The organism is Salinibacterium sp. VpJ6, assembly GCF_059767345.1.
Genome location: NZ_JBSOQL010000004.1, coordinates 151,774 through 168,933, shown reverse-complemented (window position 1 = coordinate 168,933; position 17,160 = coordinate 151,774). Strand labels below are relative to the sequence as shown.

The following is a 17,160-nucleotide window of genomic DNA, read 5'->3' as shown; positions in this document are numbered from 1 at the left end:
AGCCTGCGAGCGTAGAATGGTGGCATGACTCGTCTATTGGTCGTTCTCGCCTTCGCACTCGTTGCGGTCGACGTGTTCTCCATCGTGGATGTGGCTCTGACTGATCGCAGCCGCGTGCGCGCACTGCCTAAGGCGCTCTGGATTATCGTGATCCTGCTCTTGCCCGTCATTGGCGTAGTGCTCTGGTTCATGCTCGGAAAGGCACGTAGTTCTCGCTCTGGTCGTCCGCGCACCGTTGCGCCTGACGATGACCCCGATTTCTTGCGCAACATGCGCGCCAAAGAAGAACAAGATGAGCGCATTCGCCGCCTCGAACAGGAACTAGCAGATCTCGACGATGACGATAAGACCAACTAACTCTCCGGCGACCAATTTCTCGGTAGCCCTTCTCGAAGAGTTCGTTCGTCTCGGCGTTCGAGACATTGTGCTGAGCCCCGGCTCGCGCTCGCAGGCTATTGCGCTTGCCGCTGCCGAGTTCGAAAAGCACGGCTTGTTGCGACTGCGCGTGCGCATCGACGAGCGTGTGGGTGCCTTCCTTGCTCTCGGTCTCGCGGTCGAAACGCAATCGCCGGTCTTGGTCGTCACGACCTCCGGCACCGCGGTAGCCAACCTGCATCCGGCGGTGCTCGAAGCGCATCACTCTGCTGTTCCACTCATCATCATTAGCGCCGACCGACCGGATTCCCTGCGCGGCATTGGCTCGAACCAGACCACTCAGCAGCCGGGAATTTTCGGCACCGCTGTTCACCAGACGTGGGATGTCGAGGCGCCGACCGGTGCTGCCGGCGAGATGGATGCCGCGGCCCAACTCGCGCGCGACGCTGTCGCCGCGGTCAACGGCCCCGTTCATCTCAACCTGTCTTTCGACGAGCCGCTGTCTGCGCCGTTCGTGTGGCATCCCACCGAGAACGAGGTGGCCCCCGAACCGGCAGCTCACCGCGAGCCCGTGTTCCCCGATCTTTTTAGTGACCTCGACCCCGTCGTGGAAAACACCACGCACCAGTCGCCTGGCGCTCCCACAACGCTCGCGCTGAGCCCGTCTCCCGCAACTGTGGTGGTGGCCGGAACCGGCGCTGGCCCGCGGGCTGAGCAAGTTGCTCGCGAGCTGGGTGCACCGCTCATCGCCGAGGTTTCGAGCGGCGCCCACTTTGGCCCGAACCTCGTCGTTGCCTATCGCGAGCTGCTGAACACGGCCAACTTCGGCGACCGCGTCGCTCGCGTAATCGTGTTCGGGCATCCGACTCTGAGCCGCGAAATTCCGGCGCTCATTCAGCGTCGCGGCGTCGAAACCGTCGTGGTGCGGCATCCCTCGGCAGACGACTACAACCCCGGCCGCTGCGTGCGACTCTTCGTCGATGAGGTTTCCGTCTCGGGCGAAGCCACTGATCGTGCATGGTTGGGCCGCTGGGTTACAACGAGCCGCCAGTTGCTCGAAACCGAGAGCATCGCGCCCGATATTGATGCGGATGCTGGAACCCACGCCAAGTCTGAACTCGCGATTGTGCGCACTCCCGTCGACCGCCGAATGCTCGCAGAAGCCGTGTGGCGGGCAACGTGGCCGCACGACCGCCTCGTTCTCGGTGCCTCACGGTTGATTCGTGAAGTGGACCGCGTTGTTCCCGGCAAGAAGATTTCCGTGCACGCTAACCGCGGGCTCGCCGGCATCGACGGCACAATTTCGACGGGCCTCGGTATTGCGCTCGCAAGTCAGGCCGAAAAGGGAAACGAGGGAGTCACTCGCGTGCTCCTCGGCGACCTCGCCATCTTCCACGATGTGGGCGCTCTCATGTTCGGCGCGGGAGAACCGCGCCCGCGCATCCAAGTCATCGTCGGCAACGACGGTGGCGGCACCATCTTCGACGTTCTCGAGGTCGCGAGCCAGGCAGGCGAGAGCTTTGACCGCGTACTGCTCACTCAGCAGAATGCGTCAATCGAAGCCCTCGCGGCGGCCTATGGCTGGCGCTACGTTTTCGCGGCGACCCGCGGCGAACTCGATCAGGCGCTGTCGGCTCACCCCGAGCCGACGATCATTGAGGTTCCGCTCACGCGGGAGTAGCCCCGGCAACGGGTGGCGCAGAGAGCCTGCGAGTAGCCTTGAGCTATGAGCACACTCACGCCAGTCACCGCCGACTTCGAGCTTGCACGCATCGATCCGTCATCAACGCCCGAGTTCGATGGCGACAAGAAAGATGCCGAAAAGGCTTTAGCCAAGAATGGCGAGAAACTCGCCGCCCTTCAGGAGCGACTCTTCGCTGAGAGCAAGTTCGGAGGCGAACGCCGGGTTCTGCTCGTACTGCAAGCCATGGATACCGCGGGCAAGGGCGGCATCCTGCGTCACGTGATCGGCGGGGTCGACCCGCAGGGCGTGCAGATTCACGCGTTCAAGGCACCCACGGACGAAGAGAAGTCGCACGACTTCCTCTGGCGCATTCGCAAGGAACTGCCCGAGGCAGGGTTTATCGGTGTCTTCGACCGTTCGCACTACGAAGATGTTCTGATTCATCGAGTGCGGGGCTTCTCCACGCCCGAGACCGTCGAAGAGCGCTACGGCATCATTCAGAAGTTCGAAGAAGAGCTTGTGGCCAACGGAACGGTCATCATCAAGGTGATGCTGCACATCAGTGCCGACGAGCAGAAAGAGCGGCTCCAAGAGCGACTCGATCGCCCCGAGAAGCACTGGAAGTACAACCCGGGTGACGTGGATGAGCGCCTGCTCTGGGAGGAGTACCAAGAGGCGTACGAGATCGCCCTGCGCCGCACGACAACCGAAAGCGCGCCCTGGTACGTGATTCCGGCCAACCACAAGTGGTACGCCCGCTGGGCGGTTCAGCAGCTTCTCCTCGATGCTCTCGAGGGCATCGACCCGCAGTGGCCGAGTGCCGACTATGACGTTGAGGCCGAGAAAGTGCGTCTCGCCGACAGCTAACAGTTAGTCGATTGTTGGCTGCGCTAGCCGAACGCCTCGACGATGGGGCGGAACTTGAGTTCCGTCTCGGCGAGCTCCTTCTTGGCGTCGGAGCCGGCGACTATTCCGGCGCCGGCATACGCGGTAATGCGCGCGCCGCTGACTTGGGCACAGCGCAACGCAACGGCCCACTCGCCGTTGCCGTTGGCATCCACCCAGCCGACCGGGCCGGCATAGCGGCCACGGTCGAAGCCTTCGAGCTCGTCGATCAGCCGGATGGCGTCAGGCGTTGGCGTGCCAGCGACGGCAGCCGTGGGGTGCAAGATTCCAATGAGGTCGAGCCCGCTGGAGCGCTGACTGAGTTGTCCCTCAATGTCAGTCGCGAGGTGCCACAGGTTGGGCAATTGCAAGGCAAAGGGTTCGGATGCCGCGTGCAGTTCACTGCTGAGCGGTGCGAGGGCATCCATCACGCTGGCCAGCGCGAGCGCATGTTCCTTCTGATCTTTGGGTGAGCTCATGAGGGTTCCGGCGGCGCGCCCGTCGGAGATGCGGTCGTCGCCGCGCGCGGCACTGCCGGCGAGCACGCGGGCGCTGACGGCCCCGTTTTGCACGCGCACGAGAGTTTCGGGGCTTGAGCCGATGAGGCCATCGACGGCGAAAGTGAAGGTGTCGGGATAGCGATTAGCGAGCGACGTGATGGGCAAGCGCAGGTCGGCGTCGGCGGGCAGATCGGCGCTTTGGTCGCGAGCGATCACGATTTTGGCGGCGGCACCCCGAGAGATTTCGCGCAGCGCAGCTTTCACCGTCTTGGTGAAGTTCTTGGTGCTCATCTCGCCCGGCACAAAGTCAACGTGCACGAGATCGCCGGCGGGTTCGTGGGGGCCAGCAGGGAGGCCATCGGACTCGCCGGGCAAGCCGCTCGACTCGCCGGTGGTGATCGTGGTGACCCATTGGATGCCGTCGCGGCTACCAACAACGATGCGCGGCACGATGAGAACGCTGACGGAATCGGAGGAATCCGCAAAGGCGAAGCTGCCGAGTGCGACGAGGCCGGTGCCCGGACGTTTGACGCTGTCGTGCACGATCGCGGTGCGCGCGAGCTCGCTCCACGCGGTTGCTGCGGCGGTGAAGCGGTCGGCACCACGGAACTCGAGGCGCAGCAATTCACCGATGCCCACAAGGCCTTCGCCGTCGCGCACGAAGGCGATCGGGTGCTGGGGAGTGATCCAGTCGAGGAGGCGATCCACTGCTGCAGTTGGCCGAGTGACAATGCTGAGGATGTCGGGGGTGCTAGCCATCGCTCTGTCTCCGATTCTGCCCGTGTACGGACCGCTCTATAGCCCCTTTATGCCCCACAAGTATCAGAGTACCTGTCAGTTGCGGCCAAGAAAGTGAGCATCGGCTCTGAGCGCCCTAGACTAAAGGGGTGGGTAAGGCTGACATGAACAAGCGACCGGAAGACGTAGCCGGAATGTTCGACGGCGTCGCAAAACATTACGACCGTACGAACAACGTGCTCTCGGCCGGAAACGCACTGCTGTGGCGGGCCGCCACGGTGCGTGCTGTTGCTCCGGCGGCGGGGGAGCGCATCCTCGATATTGCGGCGGGAACGGGCACTAGTTCTGCTGCTCTTCACCGTAATGGTGCTCGCGTCGTCGGCCTCGACTTTTCCACAGGCATGGTCGAGCAGGCTCGCAAGCGCCACAAGAAGATCGAGTTCATCCAGGGCGACGCTCAGCAGTTGCCGTTCGGCGACAACGAGTTCGACGCCGTCACGATCAGCTTCGGTCTGCGCAACATCAACGACCCTCGCGCCGCGCTCTCCGAGATGTACCGCGTGCTCAAGCCAGGTGGCCGTCTGGTGATCACCGAATTCTCGAAGCCTCCCGTCGCGATTGTTCGCGCCGGCTACTTCACCTACCTCAATCGCGTGATGCCGATCATTGCTGATCGCTCAAGCTCCAACCCCGAGGCGTACACCTACCTCGCGGAATCGATTCGTGAGTGGCCTGATCAGGGCGAGCTCAGTCAGTGGATCCGGGCTGCCGGATTCACCCGTGTTGCGTACCGCAACCTCACCGCTGGCATCGTGGCGATGCATCGTGGGCACAAGCCCGTTGATGCCACCGTGCTTGCTTCGGTTGCCAAGCGCAAGGGAAATGCCACTCGTCCGATCAAGACGATCAAGCCGGCAAAAACCAACTCAGACGTCAAACCGAAGCCGTAGCGCTTCGCAAAAGAAACCGGTTGATTAGTGAACCCGAGCGTTCCGCCTGCTCGTCGCAGCAACACTCTGAGCTCCTCTCTGGGGCTCGGGGAGAAACTCTTCGCCTCAAGCGATGAGCGTCGTTTTGCGACGGCAATTGAAAAGGGCCTTGACGAGGTCGAAGCGGGTTTGCTCTCGCACATGGGCTTTGCCGACGAGATTGCGGATGCCACGAGCCGTTACCTGCTCGAAGCGGGCGGCAAGCGCGTGCGCCCCGTGCTCGCGCTGCTCACCGCTCAGCTCGGTGACGGCAATAACGCTGACGTTGTCACGGCGGCTCAAGCCGTGGAGATCACTCACCTCGCTTCGCTTTACCACGACGACGTTATGGACGAGGCGCAGTTGCGCCGTGGCGTTCCGAGTGCCCAGAACGTGTGGGGCAACTCGGTCGCGATCCTCACCGGCGACCTGCTGTTCGCGCGGGCGAGCAAGCTCATTGCCGGCCTGGGCTCCGAGGCGCTCATCCTGCAGTCGAACACTTTCGAGCGCCTCTGCCTGGGGCAGCTTCACGAAACTCTGGGGCCGAAGCCCGACGAGAATCCCGTGGAGCACTACCTGCAGGTGTTGGCTGACAAGACCGGTTCGCTCATTGCGACAGCGGCCGAGGTTGGCGTCATGTTCTCGAACGCGCCGAAGGAATACACGGTTCCCGTGCGCGACTTTGGCGAGAAGATCGGTGTTGCATTCCAGCTCATCGACGACGTCATCGACCTCTCGGCAGAGACAGGCAAGACCGGCAAGAAGGCCGGAACAGATCTGCGCAGCGGCGTTGCAACCTTGCCACTGTTGTACCTGCGCGAGCTTGCCCTCAGCGACAGTGATGCCGCCGAACTGCTCACCCGCATCGAGCGCGATGTGAACGCCAACTTCTATGGCGAAGGCGATGAAGCGGCTATCGATGCTGCGGTCACCGACCTGCGCGAGCATGCCGTGACGAAGAAAACTCTGGACGAAGCCCGTCGCTGGGGTCGCGAAGCTGTTGAAGCCCTCGCGCCGCTGCCCGATGGTTCGGTCAAGAAAGCGCTGACGCGTTTTGCCGAAAGCATCGTCGAACGCTCCAACTAGTACGCCCACTCGCCCGCGCCCCGGGCGCACCGAGATGAACGGAAACGACAACTGATGAGCAAGCTACGACTCGCCATTGTTGGTGCTGGCCCCGCCGGAATCTACGCCGCTGACATCCTGCTGAAGGCAGAGCGCCAGTTCGACGTATCGATCGACCTCTTCGAGCAGCTTCCTGCGCCGTATGGTCTCGTACGCTATGGCGTTGCCCCCGATCATCCGCGCATCAAGGGCATTGTCAACGCCCTGCGCGATGTGCTCGACACCGGCAACATCCGCCTCTTTGGCAACGTCACCTATGGGCGCGACATCACGCTTGACGACCTCAAGAAGCACTACAACGCGGTCATCTTCTCGACCGGTTCGGTGCGGGATGCTCCGCTGCCGATCCCCGGAATCGATCTGCCGGGCAGCCACGGTGCCGCCGACTTCGTCAGCTGGTACGACGGCCACCCCGACTACCCGCGCGAGTGGACCCTCGACGCGAAAGAGACCGCCGTAATCGGCAACGGAAACGTCGCGCTCGACGTCGCCAGAATGCTCGCTAAGCACGCGGATGACCTACTCCCGACCGAGATTCCGGCCAACGTCTACGAGGGCCTCAAAGCGAGCCCTGTGACCGACGTGCACGTCTTCGGCCGCCGTGGACCCATGCAAGTGAAGTTCACGCCGCTCGAGCTACGCGAACTCGGCGAACTCAACGATGTCGACATGGTCGTTTACGAAGAGGACTTCGACTACGACGACGCATCGAAAGCCGCGATCGAGTCGAACAAGCAGATCATGGTGCTCGACCGCATCTTCACGAAGTGGCGCGGCGAAGAAAAGGGCAACGCCTCGCGTCGCCTGCACTTGCACTTCTATGCTGGCCCCGTCGAGGTGCTCGGCACCGACCGTGTTGAAGGCTTCCGGTACGAGCGCACCAAGCCCGACGGCCAGGGCGGAGTCGTCGGCACCGGCGAGTTCCGCGAGGTTGCTGTGCAGAGCCTCTACCGTGCTGTTGGTTACTTCGGGTCGCCGCTCGACGGCATCCCGTTCGATGAGAACCGCGGAGTCATTCCTAACCGTGAAGGTCAGGTCATTGACGACAACGACGAACAGGTTCACGGCGTGTACGCAACGGGCTGGATCAAGCGCGGTCCCGTTGGACTCATCGGTCACACCAAGTCTGACGCGATGGAAACCATCAAGCACGTCATGAACGACCAAGCCAACTGGTGGAGCCCCGAGAACCCCGACGAGCAGGCCATCGTTGACCTCCTGAAGAGCCGTGACGTCGAGTACACGAACCTGCAGGGGTGGCAGTCGCTGGATGCCCACGAGATCGCTCTGGGCGAGGCTGAGGGCCGCGCGCGCATCAAGTTGGTTGACCGCGACGAAATGCTTGCCGCATCCAAGGTCACCGACGCGGAGTAGGGCGGAGGCTCCGAACGGGGCTATCGCAGCACTCTCGGTGCAGCAGTCTCTGCCGCAAAGCTAGCGAACGGTTACTGAACCGCCGCGGTGAGGCGCGCAAGGTTGTCGAGCACCTTTGACCGCCGCGGGCGCTTCATCCACTCTTCGAGAGTGAGTTCGCGGCTGACGCTGCGGTATTCGGCTTCGAGCTGGCGCATGTCTGCAATAAATTCGGCACCGCGAACCATCACAGAGATTTCGAGGTTGAGGCTGAACGAGCGCATGTCCATGTTGCTCGAACCGATCACCGCAACTTGGTCGTCGATCGTGAAGTGCTTGGCGTGCAACACAGTCGGCTTCGGGAACAGCCAGATCTTCACTCCCGCCTTCAACAGCGTCTCGTAGTAGCTGCGCTGTGCGTGATAAACGAGGGCTTGGTCGCCGACCTCGGAGACGAATAGCTGCACGTCGAGCCCGCTCTGGGCTGCCGTCGTGATGGCGTAGAGCATGGAGTCATCCGGCACAAAATAGGGGCTCGTGATGATGACCCGCTTCTGGGCTGCGTAGAGCAAGGAGTTGAACAGTCGAAGGTTGTTCTCACCCTCAAATCCCGGCCCGCTCGGCACCACCTGCGCGTCGAGGCTGGCGGGGGATTCTGCGGCGAGGGCGAGGCTTCCCTCTCGCACGAGCAGTTCATCCGTCTCGCTGTACCAGTCGGTGATGAAGAGCGCGTCGATTCCCGACACGATGGGCCCCTCGAAGCGCACCATGAGGTCTTTCCATTCGAGGCCTCGTTTGAGGTTGGAGCGCTTGTTGTACGAGGAATCGACCATGTTCTGCGAACCGGTGAACGCAACGTTGCCATCGATAATGAGGAGCTTGCGGTGGTTGCGCAGGTCGGGGCGCTGAAACTTCCACTTGAGCGGTTGAACCGGCAGCATGACGCGCCAGTCGACATCGATCTTCTTGAGGTGACGGATCGTGGCGAGATAGCCCGGAGACCGAAGCGAGGCGATGTGGTCAAGAAGCACCCGCACCCGCACGCCGCGCTCCACCGCCCGTTCGAGCGCGTCGAAGAATGGGCGAGTGGTGTCATCGAGGCTCAGAATGTAGAACTCGACGTGCACGAAGCGGGATGCCGTGTCGACCTCGGCGGTCATGGCTTCGAGCGATTCTTCGTAGCGGGAGTGCAGCGTTGCCGAGTTGCCGCCGACGAGCGGCATTGCGCCAAGAGTGCGGTTGAGTTCGACGACGGGCTCAAGCCATGAGGGCCAGGGCTGGTCTTGTTTGACCTGGTCCATGCCCTCCGTCGACTCGACGATGAACTGGTTGATCTCCGACTGCTTATCGCGGCGGCCCTTAGGGAGCTTGCGGCTGCCGAAAATCAGGAACAGTAGGATGCCGACGTACGGGATGAAGAAGATAGCGAGCAGCCAGGCCATGGCCGTCTGCGGTCGCCGATTGCGCGGAACATAAATGATCGACAGCACGCGAATCGCAAAGTCGATGACGACAAGAGCAGTGGCGAGAATCGCCGTAAAGCTGAAGTCAATGCTGCCCAAGTCCATGGGCGAAGTCTAACGAGTTCCCCCGCCTTTCAGCGGGGGAACATCCATGCTGGAGAGTTGTTAGCGGAAGTTCACGAACTGGAGAGCAACTTCCAGATCTTTGCCCTTCAGCAGCGCCATGGTGGACTGCAGGTCATCGCGGCTCTTCGACTGCACGCGCAGCTCATCGCCCTGAATCTGTGACTTGACGCTCTTAGGAGCTTCGTCGCGAATGATCTTGGAAATCTTCTTGGCGTCTTCAGACGAGATGCCGTTCTTGAGACTGATCTCGATGCGGTATTCCTTGCCGCTGGGGAAGGGCTCACCCGCGTCGAGGCTGCGCAGCGAAATACCGCGCTTGATGAACTTGGCCTCGAGAACCTCGAGAACCGCTTTCACGCGCTCTTCCGCACTTGCCTTGAGAAGAAGCTTCTCGCCGGTCCACTCCACCGAAGCGCCTACGCCCTTGAAGTCGTAGCGCTGAGCAAGCTCCTTTTGCGCCTGGTTGACGGCGTTTTCCGCCTCCATTTGGTCAACTTTGCTCACAATGTCAAACGAAGAATCAGCCATATCCCCATGCTACCCGGGCAACGCCCAGAACTCCCGCAGGCCAGTTTTGCCGAAGTGGTCACACGGCGCTCAGATTCCTTGTATCCTTGTCCAGCGCGTTCGGTCAGATGAATACATGTGGCCGGAGGCGTCTTGGCGAGTTACCCAAGTGGCCAAAGGGATCTGACTGTAAATCAGACTGCTTCGCATTCGGGGGTTCGAATCCCTCACTCGCCACCACTTATTCGAAAGGCCCCGCGCGCACAGTGCGGGGCCTTTCGTGAATAATGGGCGCGTGAATCCAACTACTCCACCCGAGAGTCCATCGTTTCGTAGCCGGCTAGCTCAGTTTGTTGACTCTGCTCCAGTTCAGAATTTCGTTCTCGCGGTTATCGTGATCAACGCGGTGATCATTGCCCTTGCAACTACAGCAGACGAGGGCACAACGACGTACGACGTGCTCCACTCCTTGGACTCAATTGCGCTCGTTGTTTTCGTGATCGAGCTCGTTCTCAAGCTCGTTGCTTACGGCCCCAAGCGTTTCTTCACCGACGGCTGGTCGGTGTTTGACTTCATCGTTGTAGCGATCGCGCTTGTGCCCAGTTCTGGACCACTTTCTGTTCTTCGCGCACTTCGAGTGCTCCGCATCCTGCGCGTCATCAAGTTTCTTCCTCAGGTGCGGATGGTCGTTGAAGCGCTGCTTCGCTCGTTCCCCGGTATCGGCGCCATCGCCCTGCTGATGTCTCTCGTCTTCTTCGTGGCATCCGTGATGTCGACGGAGCTCTTCGGAGATCAGTTCCCCGACTGGTTCGGCTCAATCGGCAAGTCGACGTACTCGCTGTTCCAGATCATGACGCTCGAGAGCTGGTCGATGGGAATCGTGCGCCCCATCATGGAAGTGATGCCGATGGCGTGGCTGTTCTTCGTGCCGTTCATCCTGATCGCCGCATTCATCACCCTCAACCTCTTCATCGCCGTAATTGTCGACACCATGCAGTCTCTGCGCATCGAACGCGAAGAGGCAGTGCAGGCCGAAGCTGACCGTGTTGACCCGCCCGTCGCGCTCGACCTCGACAACGACGAGCTCGCTCATGTGATTCGAAGCCTGGGGCGGCTGACGTCATCCGCCGACAGCCGGCCAGAAGTGCTGCGGATGTGGGGAGTCGACAACGCTGATGCCCTACGGGAAGACGTGCTGCGGTTGCAGAGCGCGCTCGCCGGCAGCCACGAGCTTTCTCACGCGGACTGGGCGAAAACACTGTTCGCCGCCGATCTCGCTCTCGTGGCCGGAGCGCCTCAGAAGACAGCGCCCGAGGCTCGGGCCGCCGCAGACGAGGCTGCGCTGACGCTGTCACGTGCGCTTCGCGCCCGACTCGAAGCGCATGAATACGCGACGAGTGCGGCCTAGGCTGGAGTAATGCCTCACGACGAACTCTTGTATCTCGCCCGCAGCGTTGCAACGCAAGCCGCCGAGCTTGTTGCTCAACGGCGCATAGAGGGAGTCGCGGTCGCCGACCGTAAAACTTCCTCGGTGGATGTGGTGACTCACGCCGACCGCGAGAGCGAACAGCTCATTCGCACCATCCTTGCCGACGCTCGCCCCGAAGACGGATTTCTGGGCGAGGAGAGCGGAGCAGAACGTGGCACGAGTGGACTGACCTGGGTCGTTGACCCGATCGATGGCACGGTGAACTATCTCTACGGCATCCCGCATTATGCGATCAGCATTGCCGTCGTTGAGGGTGAGCCTGAACCCTCATCCTGGAAGGCGCTGGCCGGTGCCGTCGTGAACTTGGGCGCGGGGGAGACCTACACGGGCACGCTCGGCGGTGGTTCCCACCTCAACGGACAGCCGCTGCACGTGGCTGACGAAGTAGACCTCTCTGAAGCGCTCATCGCAACGGGGTTTGCGTACCTGCAGGAATTGCGCGTGGAGCAGGGGCGAGTAATTGCAGACCTTCTCCCACAGGTGCGCGATATTCGCCGCATGGGAACGGCATCCTTGGACCTCTGCATGGTGGCCTCGGGGCGAGTCGACGCGTACTTCGAGCGAAGCCTGAATCCGTGGGATCACGCGGCCGGTGCGCTCATTGCCCGCGAGGCCGGGGCGACAGTGAAGGGGCGGGGAACCGAGGCGGAAGGTAAGGACTTTATCCTCGCTGCGGAACCAGCCGTTGCTCAGAAACTTGAGGCAGTATTGAAGCAGCTAAACGCGTAAGTAGACCACTTAAAAAAAGGTCTGGCAACTAGACCACTTGCACGCTAGCCTTTATGAATCTGTTACCCGCGCAACCCGACCTGCGTGGGTCAATCACCCGAATTATGCATTCACACCTAGCAGGTGAATCGCGTGGAGGAGAAGAATGTTGCTGACGAGCGCTTACGCCGCAGTGACGTTCTCCTCCCGCCACCCAGGGCTCGGTATATGAGCCGCGACACCCAATTCCCACAGCACCCGGGAACAGGGGAGAACCCTCCCCTCACTCGTAAAGAGATGCGCGAGCGTGAGCGTCAAGCGCAGCAAGGTAGTCGCAAGAAGTCGAGCTCGAAGCATCCGGTGGAGGCGCCGGCTGCTCCCGTTCTCGCCGATCTGTTCACGTCGCACTCGAGCCCGTCGAGTTCGAACCCTGAGCCCGAGATTGCCGAGGCCGTAGCGGTCGAGGTCGCACCGACCGTCATCCCGGCGCAGGTCGTTGAGACTGCGGTTGTTGAAGCTGCGGTTGTCGAACGCGCCGTCGTCGAACCAGCGGTTGTTGCGAGCAGCTCCGCTGTGACTGCGGCCGCGCTGCCGAGTCGTCGCTCGATGCGCAACAAGCAGGCCGCCGTAGAGGCGCCGACGATTCCGGTCGCAGCGACTCCCGCGCCGGCTTCCGTCGTTCCGCCCGCCCCAAGCGCTCCCACGGTTTCTGAACGACTCTTCACCGCTCCGATCGCGACAGTGAGCGTGCCAACCGCGGAATCAGCGCCCGACACAGTGCCCGCCACGGCACCCACGAGCATTCGAGCAGACGAGCCCCTCGATCTTCTCGGAATCACTCCCACCACCCTTGTGGCGTCCTCGTACGATGCCGCCGCCGCAGCGACAGCCGAAGCTCCGGTGGCGACGCCCGCTTCGCGTAAGCGCTCGAAGCCCGGCAAGGCTGCCAAGGCCGCTCGAACTCCGAAGCAAGCCGCGGCGGTAACGGCTCCGCGTTCCCGCAAGAAGAGCGGTTCCACGGTTAAGTCGAAGCGAGTGTGGGTGTCGCGCAAGGCCCTCGCCCCGAGCAGCTCGTCGGGCTCAAGCGGCAAGCGCTCAGCATCCAAAGTCCTCTCGTTGGTGGCGATGTTGTTTGCCTTCCCGATTCTGGTTGGCGTCTCCGTTCCTTCAAATGTGTTTATGAATGCGGACTCGGCCGTGATTGCCGCAGGAGCCCCAGCAGCAGACGTGGCCGCGCTCAGCGCCACACCGCGCACCACGCAATCACTGGCGGTCTCGGATGACGTCGAGAGCGAAGTTGCTGCTCACGACAACATCAAGGTCATTTCGTACGCCGAAGTGCTCGCCCTCAAGTACGCGGGCGTGAGCTACGAGTACAACGCCACCACGGGGGCGGTGCGCTGGCCCTTCCCGTACTCGGTGCCGATCACTGATGGCTATGGCGACCGCATTGGTGGCTTCCACAAGGGAACCGACTTTGCGGCAGCATCCGGAACACCGATCTATGCCATCGCAGACGGCACGGTTGAGCTCATCCAAGCCGACTGGTCGGGTTACGGCTACCACGCTGTGATTTCGCACACCATCAACGGCCAGCAGGTCACAAGCCTTTATGCGCACATGATTACGGACTCGAGCCCGATCGTTGTCGGCCAAGAAGTCAAGGCCGGCGATTTCCTCGGTCTCGTGGGTGAAACCGGCATCGCTTACGGTGCTCATTTGCACTTCGAGATCCACCTGGATGATGTTCCTGTCGATCCCTACGCGTGGCTCACGGCGAATGCGGTTAACTAATCTTCATTCGTGGCCACTTTTAGCCCAAAAGCGTACTTAGAGGCCCTTAACGGGTGCTAGTCTCTTACGGTGCCAATCGCGCGTTCTGCGCTTTTGTGTGCCCCCTTAGCTCATTGGTAGAGCACTTCCTTGGTAAGGAAGAGGTAATGGGTCCGATTCCCATAGGGGGCTCGTTCATCCACTTGGATGACGTGGCTGAGTAGCTCAGTTGGTGAGAGCGCACGACTCATAATCGTGAGGTCGCGGGTTCGAATCCCGCCTCAGCTACAACGGGTTCTAAACCCTGGACTCCACATAGTGGGCATCGCCTGCGAAATCTTGCTCCACTGTTTCTCGCGGTGAAAGCAGCGTTGAAACGTTTCTGGTGATGGGCGCTGTGTACGCCAGCGCCAAGGTATCTAAGACCCTCGCGCTCGTCGATCCTGAAGTCCCAACGCGGGCGCGGCCGACCGCACGCTAGTGGTTGCCCGATTGCTTGTTGGGAAGGGGTGAATCAGATAGTTTGAGCGCACGTCGCACAGGGAATCGAGCGAAAATCCGGGAGCAGTTGATGGTACTTTTCGGCAAACGTGCTGACCCTACAAGGAAGATCGCTCGCGCAGTGCGCCGATTGCTGGCACCCGATGAGACGGTTCTGGCGGGGTTGTACGTGCAGCGGCCCGGCACTTTCGCCGCGGAACTGTCAGGTGCCGCGAACGGTGGGGTTGCGGGTGCGGTGGGTAACTCGTCATTTGTCTCGCGCGGTGCGAAAGATCCGAAGACCAGCGAATGGCTCAAGCTCGTAAGCGAACTGGGGGTGAACCCGACGCTCGCGCAGCGAACCGTGCGGATGTACTTCGTGCTCACCGACCGCAGATTCCTGCTCATCCGTCGATCGCGGCTGACAGGCCGTCCGCGAGAACTGCTGGCCGCTTGGCCCCTGAGCGAGCTTGAGCGGATTCGGGTGCACCGGACAAGTCGCGATCTTCGTCTCACGATCGCCGGTGTTGATGATCTACGGCTTGAGCTCCCGAACGCTCATCGGTTTCTCCCCGAGGTCTACCGCGATGTGCCCACGCGGCTCGCCGCTGCCCGAAAAGTGTCGTAGCTCGAACGACGTCATAGCTCACGGTGGTCTCGCTGCTGACCCCTGTGGTTCCTCTAGGAATATGAAACGACATCGTATTTCGCTGCATTTTCTTGGTTGTTTCATAGAAAACTGTGGTTTTCTATCGAAATGGACTCGCGATTGGTATACCGCAGGGTCCCGCGACGATCTCCCGTCCTTCGACTGAATGAGGAAAACGCTTGATGAAGCTGAGCCTTCGCCCACGCTTCGTGCGCGGTCCCTCAATGGACCGAGTTGTCAACGCGCCCACGCTGGTCACCGACCTTCTCACTCTGCGCCCGCACCGCATCGAAGACGCTGCACGCTGGTATGAAATCCAGTCGTCGCCCCACGTTCACAAGTTCACTTCGTGGCCCGAACGGTCACGCTCCGAGTCCTATGACCACCTGCTTCACCGCACCAAGCACGTGAAACTGTTGCAGGCCAATGACTTCCTCGCGCTCGCAATTGAGCGGGACGGTCAACTCCTTGGCGATGTATCGCTCCACCTTCGCTCCGTCTCGGTCTCGAGCCGCACCGCAGAGATCAGCTGGATCTTGCATCCGGATGCCTACGGCCAGGGCTACGCCCGCGAAGCGGCAGACGCCATGATGGAGTTCGCCTTTACCGAGGCAAAGATTCAGTGGCTCGTTGCCGTGATCGACCAGAGCAACCAAGCGTCCATCGCTCTGGCGAAGCGCCTCGGGTTCCGCGCGATGTCCCGCGATGGCGACGAACTGTCATTCGTAGCGGGCAGCCTTCGAGAGTAATTTCTCCCGCTCGATTCTTAGATGAATCGTGCCCAACGGCATCCGCCGTAATTTACGTCCTGTTTACAGAACCGGAGTCCCCGCGACAAGTTCGTGTCAGTCGCTGTGTCAGTATTCAGTGAATACGAAGAAACACGCACTCGACGGATACAGCGGTTCGGTAAATTCATGCCCAGAAACGACGCTCAGCCCACCCTGGAACTGTCGTTGCGCGTGCCGATCATGCACACCGAGCGCCTGCTGCTTCGCCCGCACCGCATGGCGGACGCCGAGCGGTGGCATGAGATGCAATCCAGCCCCCAAGTGAGCCAATACACCGCGTGGCCACAGCGCACTCGTCGCTCAGCGCTGCGGCAACTGAAGCGACGAACGCGGCAGACTCAACTGCACCGGGTGGATGATGTACTCGACGTGGCCATCGAACGTGACGGTGAACTGGTAGGCGAGGTCAGCCTGCAATTGCGCTCCCTCCCCGCCTACGCGCGAGCCCACATCCACGCTCTGTTGCTGGTGGCGGTGGTGCACCCGGCCAACGCAGCCTCAGTGGCGCTCGCTCACAAGCTCAAGCTGCATCCGCTGCCGGGCACAGCCGATCGCACCGTCTTCGTCGGCAGGAATGGTCCGCTGGCCGTAGTGGCGCCTTAGACCGTAACCGTCGGAGCCGGAGAGCGTCAGGTTCGACAGGCCGGTGCTAACGTGGCACCCACCGCCGAAGGGAATATCCCGTGTCAAAGAACACCTATTCTCCAGAACAACAAGTAGATCGGCTACGGATCTACAACGTCGTGGCGGGCAGTCTGCACCTGCTGCAGGCGATCGGATTCGCGATCGTGCTCACGATGCTCAGCAGTCAAGTTCTCTTCGCCGTCACGGCGGACTACCTCGCGGGCCCTCCCGGGGCACCGATTCCGCCCGAGCGGGTGACCGTTTTCGAAGTCAACATCGGCGTCGGTGTTGTGGCCTTTCTCGCGCTCAGCGCGTTCTTCCACTTTCTGGTGTCGAGCCCGTGGTTCTTTGGGCGCTACAAGAACGGCCTTCTCGAGAGTCGCAACTACTTCCGTTGGACCGAGTACTCGCTCAGCTCCTCGATCATGATCTGGCTGATCCTCGCGATCAACGGCGTCACCGATATCGCCGCCCTCTTCGCGGTCTTCGCCGTCAACGCCGCGATGATTCTGTTCGGCGCGCTGCAAGAAAAGTACGAAAAGCCCGGATCGGGCGGGATGCTGGCCTTCATTTTCGGATCGATGGTCGGCGTCGTGCCATGGATTCTCATCCTCATTTACTTCTTGCGACCGGGAAGCGCGAACGAAGTTGCCGCCCCGAGCTTTGTTGTCGGCATCGTGATTTCGCTCTTCGTGTTCTTCAACACGTTCGCGCTCAACCAGTGGCTGCAATACAAGCAAGTGGGTAAGTGGAAGAGCTACCTGCAGGGGGAGCGCACGTACATCACGCTCAGCCTGGTCGCGAAGACTGCACTTGCGTGGCAGGTGTTCTCTGGGGCGATCATCCCGGCACTCACCAGCTAGTGAGGGACGCCCGCGCAAAAGAAATGCCCCGCAGCTGATGCTGCGGGGCATTTCTTGTT

Annotated in this window: 16 protein-coding genes and 3 tRNA genes; 16 read left to right on the top strand and 3 right to left on the bottom strand. The window is 61.3% G+C overall.

The genetic code is table 11. From position 1 onward, the window contains the following. The first annotated feature begins 24 nt into the window (after positions 1-24). Genes ACWTV1_RS12790 through ACWTV1_RS12780 form a run of 3 tightly spaced genes read left to right on the top strand, consistent with a single transcriptional unit; the run spans position 25 to position 2,926 of the window. Positions 25-357: a PLD nuclease N-terminal domain-containing protein gene (locus ACWTV1_RS12790; protein WP_498505621.1), complete on the top strand. Its 333-nt coding sequence runs from the start codon at positions 25-27 to the stop codon at positions 355-357. Beyond that, positions 338-2,056: a 2-succinyl-5-enolpyruvyl-6-hydroxy-3-cyclohexene-1-carboxylic-acid synthase gene (gene menD / locus ACWTV1_RS12785; RefSeq protein ID WP_498505620.1), complete on the top strand. Its 1,719-nt coding sequence runs from the start codon at positions 338-340 to the stop codon at positions 2,054-2,056. Before ACWTV1_RS12790 ends, menD begins: the two co-directional genes overlap by 20 nt. 45 nt (positions 2,057-2,101) lie before the next feature. Further along, a complete protein-coding gene (locus ACWTV1_RS12780) occupies positions 2,102-2,926 on the top strand; it encodes a polyphosphate kinase 2 family protein (RefSeq protein WP_498505619.1) in 825 nt (274 codons plus the stop codon). 23 nt (positions 2,927-2,949) lie between these two features. Here the strand turns inward: ACWTV1_RS12780 and ACWTV1_RS12775 are convergent, their stop codons facing one another. Beyond that, positions 2,950-4,203: an isochorismate synthase gene (locus ACWTV1_RS12775; RefSeq protein ID WP_498505618.1), complete on the bottom strand. Its 1,254-nt coding sequence runs from the start codon at positions 4,201-4,203 to the stop codon at positions 2,950-2,952. Between the two features lie 128 nt (positions 4,204-4,331). On the opposite strand from ACWTV1_RS12775, the gene ubiE reads away from it, so the two are divergent. The 3 genes from ubiE to ACWTV1_RS12760 are packed head-to-tail and all read left to right on the top strand — an operon-like array spanning position 4,332 to position 7,649. Continuing rightward, positions 4,332-5,132 (top strand): bifunctional demethylmenaquinone methyltransferase/2-methoxy-6-polyprenyl-1,4-benzoquinol methylase UbiE, encoded by an 801-nt coding sequence (gene ubiE / locus ACWTV1_RS12770; protein ID WP_229820567.1) that lies wholly within the window; start codon positions 4,332-4,334, stop codon positions 5,130-5,132. A gap of 27 nt (positions 5,133-5,159) precedes the next feature. Further along, positions 5,160-6,236, top strand: a complete 1,077-nt coding sequence (locus ACWTV1_RS12765) for a polyprenyl synthetase family protein (protein ID WP_498505617.1) — start codon at positions 5,160-5,162, stop codon at positions 6,234-6,236. Positions 6,237-6,290: 54 nt separating this feature from the next. Then, positions 6,291-7,649 (top strand): FAD-dependent oxidoreductase, encoded by a 1,359-nt coding sequence (locus tag ACWTV1_RS12760; protein ID WP_498505616.1) that lies wholly within the window; start codon positions 6,291-6,293, stop codon positions 7,647-7,649. Positions 7,650-7,720: 71 nt separating this feature from the next. Here ACWTV1_RS12760 and cls read toward each other — a convergent pair whose 3' ends face one another. Then, entirely contained in the window at positions 7,721-9,196 is a 1,476-nt protein-coding gene (gene cls / locus ACWTV1_RS12755; protein WP_498505615.1) for a cardiolipin synthase, read from the bottom strand. Between the two features lie 60 nt (positions 9,197-9,256). Further along, entirely contained in the window at positions 9,257-9,745 is a 489-nt protein-coding gene (locus ACWTV1_RS12750) for a YajQ family cyclic di-GMP-binding protein (protein ID WP_100389401.1), read from the bottom strand. Between the two features lie 134 nt (positions 9,746-9,879). Here ACWTV1_RS12750 and ACWTV1_RS12745 point away from each other — a divergent pair. The 10 genes from ACWTV1_RS12745 (at position 9,880) to heR (ending at position 17,101) form a co-directional block, all read left to right on the top strand. After that, a tRNA-Tyr gene (locus ACWTV1_RS12745) sits at positions 9,880-9,964 on the top strand. Between the two features lie 55 nt (positions 9,965-10,019). After that, positions 10,020-11,132 carry an ion transporter gene (locus ACWTV1_RS12740; protein WP_498505614.1) on the top strand — a complete coding sequence of 371 codons (1,113 nt, stop codon included), beginning with the start codon at positions 10,020-10,022 and terminating at the stop codon, positions 11,130-11,132. Positions 11,133-11,141: 9 nt separating this feature from the next. Continuing rightward, positions 11,142-11,942: an inositol monophosphatase family protein gene (locus tag ACWTV1_RS12735; RefSeq protein WP_498505613.1), complete on the top strand. Its 801-nt coding sequence runs from the start codon at positions 11,142-11,144 to the stop codon at positions 11,940-11,942. 207 nt (positions 11,943-12,149) lie between these two features. Continuing rightward, entirely contained in the window at positions 12,150-13,715 is a 1,566-nt protein-coding gene (locus ACWTV1_RS12730) for a M23 family metallopeptidase (RefSeq protein WP_498505612.1), read from the top strand. Positions 13,716-13,814: 99 nt separating this feature from the next. Continuing rightward, positions 13,815-13,886, top strand: a tRNA-Thr gene (locus ACWTV1_RS12725). Between the two features lie 22 nt (positions 13,887-13,908). Beyond that, positions 13,909-13,982: transfer RNA gene (locus tag ACWTV1_RS12720), tRNA-Met, on the top strand. A 334-nt stretch (positions 13,983-14,316) separates the two neighbouring features. Next, the gene (locus ACWTV1_RS12715) at positions 14,317-14,802 is read left to right on the top strand and encodes a hypothetical protein (protein WP_498505611.1); all 486 of its coding nucleotides are present in this window, start codon (positions 14,317-14,319) and stop codon (positions 14,800-14,802) included. Positions 14,803-15,005: 203 nt separating this feature from the next. Further along, positions 15,006-15,572 (top strand): GNAT family N-acetyltransferase, encoded by a 567-nt coding sequence (locus ACWTV1_RS12710; protein WP_498505610.1) that lies wholly within the window; start codon positions 15,006-15,008, stop codon positions 15,570-15,572. Between the two features lie 168 nt (positions 15,573-15,740). Further along, positions 15,741-16,217: a GNAT family N-acetyltransferase gene (locus ACWTV1_RS12705; RefSeq protein ID WP_498505609.1), complete on the top strand. Its 477-nt coding sequence runs from the start codon at positions 15,741-15,743 to the stop codon at positions 16,215-16,217. Between the two features lie 80 nt (positions 16,218-16,297). Then, positions 16,298-17,101 carry a heliorhodopsin HeR gene (gene heR / locus ACWTV1_RS12700; RefSeq protein WP_498505608.1) on the top strand — a complete coding sequence of 268 codons (804 nt, stop codon included), beginning with the start codon at positions 16,298-16,300 and terminating at the stop codon, positions 17,099-17,101. Positions 17,102-17,160: the final 59 nt, after the last annotated feature.

Excerpts from the sequence above, each read along its gene's own strand:
- ACWTV1_RS12790 (WP_498505621.1), top strand. The coding sequence starts at position 25 with ATGACTCGTCTATTGGTCGTTCTCGCCTTCGCACTCGTTGCGGTCGAC.
- menD (WP_498505620.1), top strand. The coding sequence starts at position 338 with ATGACGATAAGACCAACTAACTCTCCGGCGACCAATTTCTCGGTAGCC.
- ACWTV1_RS12780 (WP_498505619.1), top strand. The coding sequence starts at position 2,102 with ATGAGCACACTCACGCCAGTCACCGCCGACTTCGAGCTTGCACGCATC.
- ACWTV1_RS12775 (WP_498505618.1), bottom strand. The coding sequence starts at position 4,203 with ATGGCTAGCACCCCCGACATCCTCAGCATTGTCACTCGGCCAACTGCA.
- ACWTV1_RS12760 (WP_498505616.1), top strand. The coding sequence starts at position 6,291 with ATGAGCAAGCTACGACTCGCCATTGTTGGTGCTGGCCCCGCCGGAATC.
- cls (WP_498505615.1), bottom strand. The coding sequence starts at position 9,196 with ATGGACTTGGGCAGCATTGACTTCAGCTTTACGGCGATTCTCGCCACT.
- ACWTV1_RS12750 (WP_100389401.1), bottom strand. The coding sequence starts at position 9,745 with ATGGCTGATTCTTCGTTTGACATTGTGAGCAAAGTTGACCAAATGGAG.
- ACWTV1_RS12735 (WP_498505613.1), top strand. The coding sequence starts at position 11,142 with ATGCCTCACGACGAACTCTTGTATCTCGCCCGCAGCGTTGCAACGCAA.
- ACWTV1_RS12730 (WP_498505612.1), top strand. The coding sequence starts at position 12,150 with ATGAGCCGCGACACCCAATTCCCACAGCACCCGGGAACAGGGGAGAAC.
- ACWTV1_RS12710 (WP_498505610.1), top strand. The coding sequence starts at position 15,006 with ATGAAGCTGAGCCTTCGCCCACGCTTCGTGCGCGGTCCCTCAATGGAC.
- ACWTV1_RS12705 (WP_498505609.1), top strand. The coding sequence starts at position 15,741 with ATGCCCAGAAACGACGCTCAGCCCACCCTGGAACTGTCGTTGCGCGTG.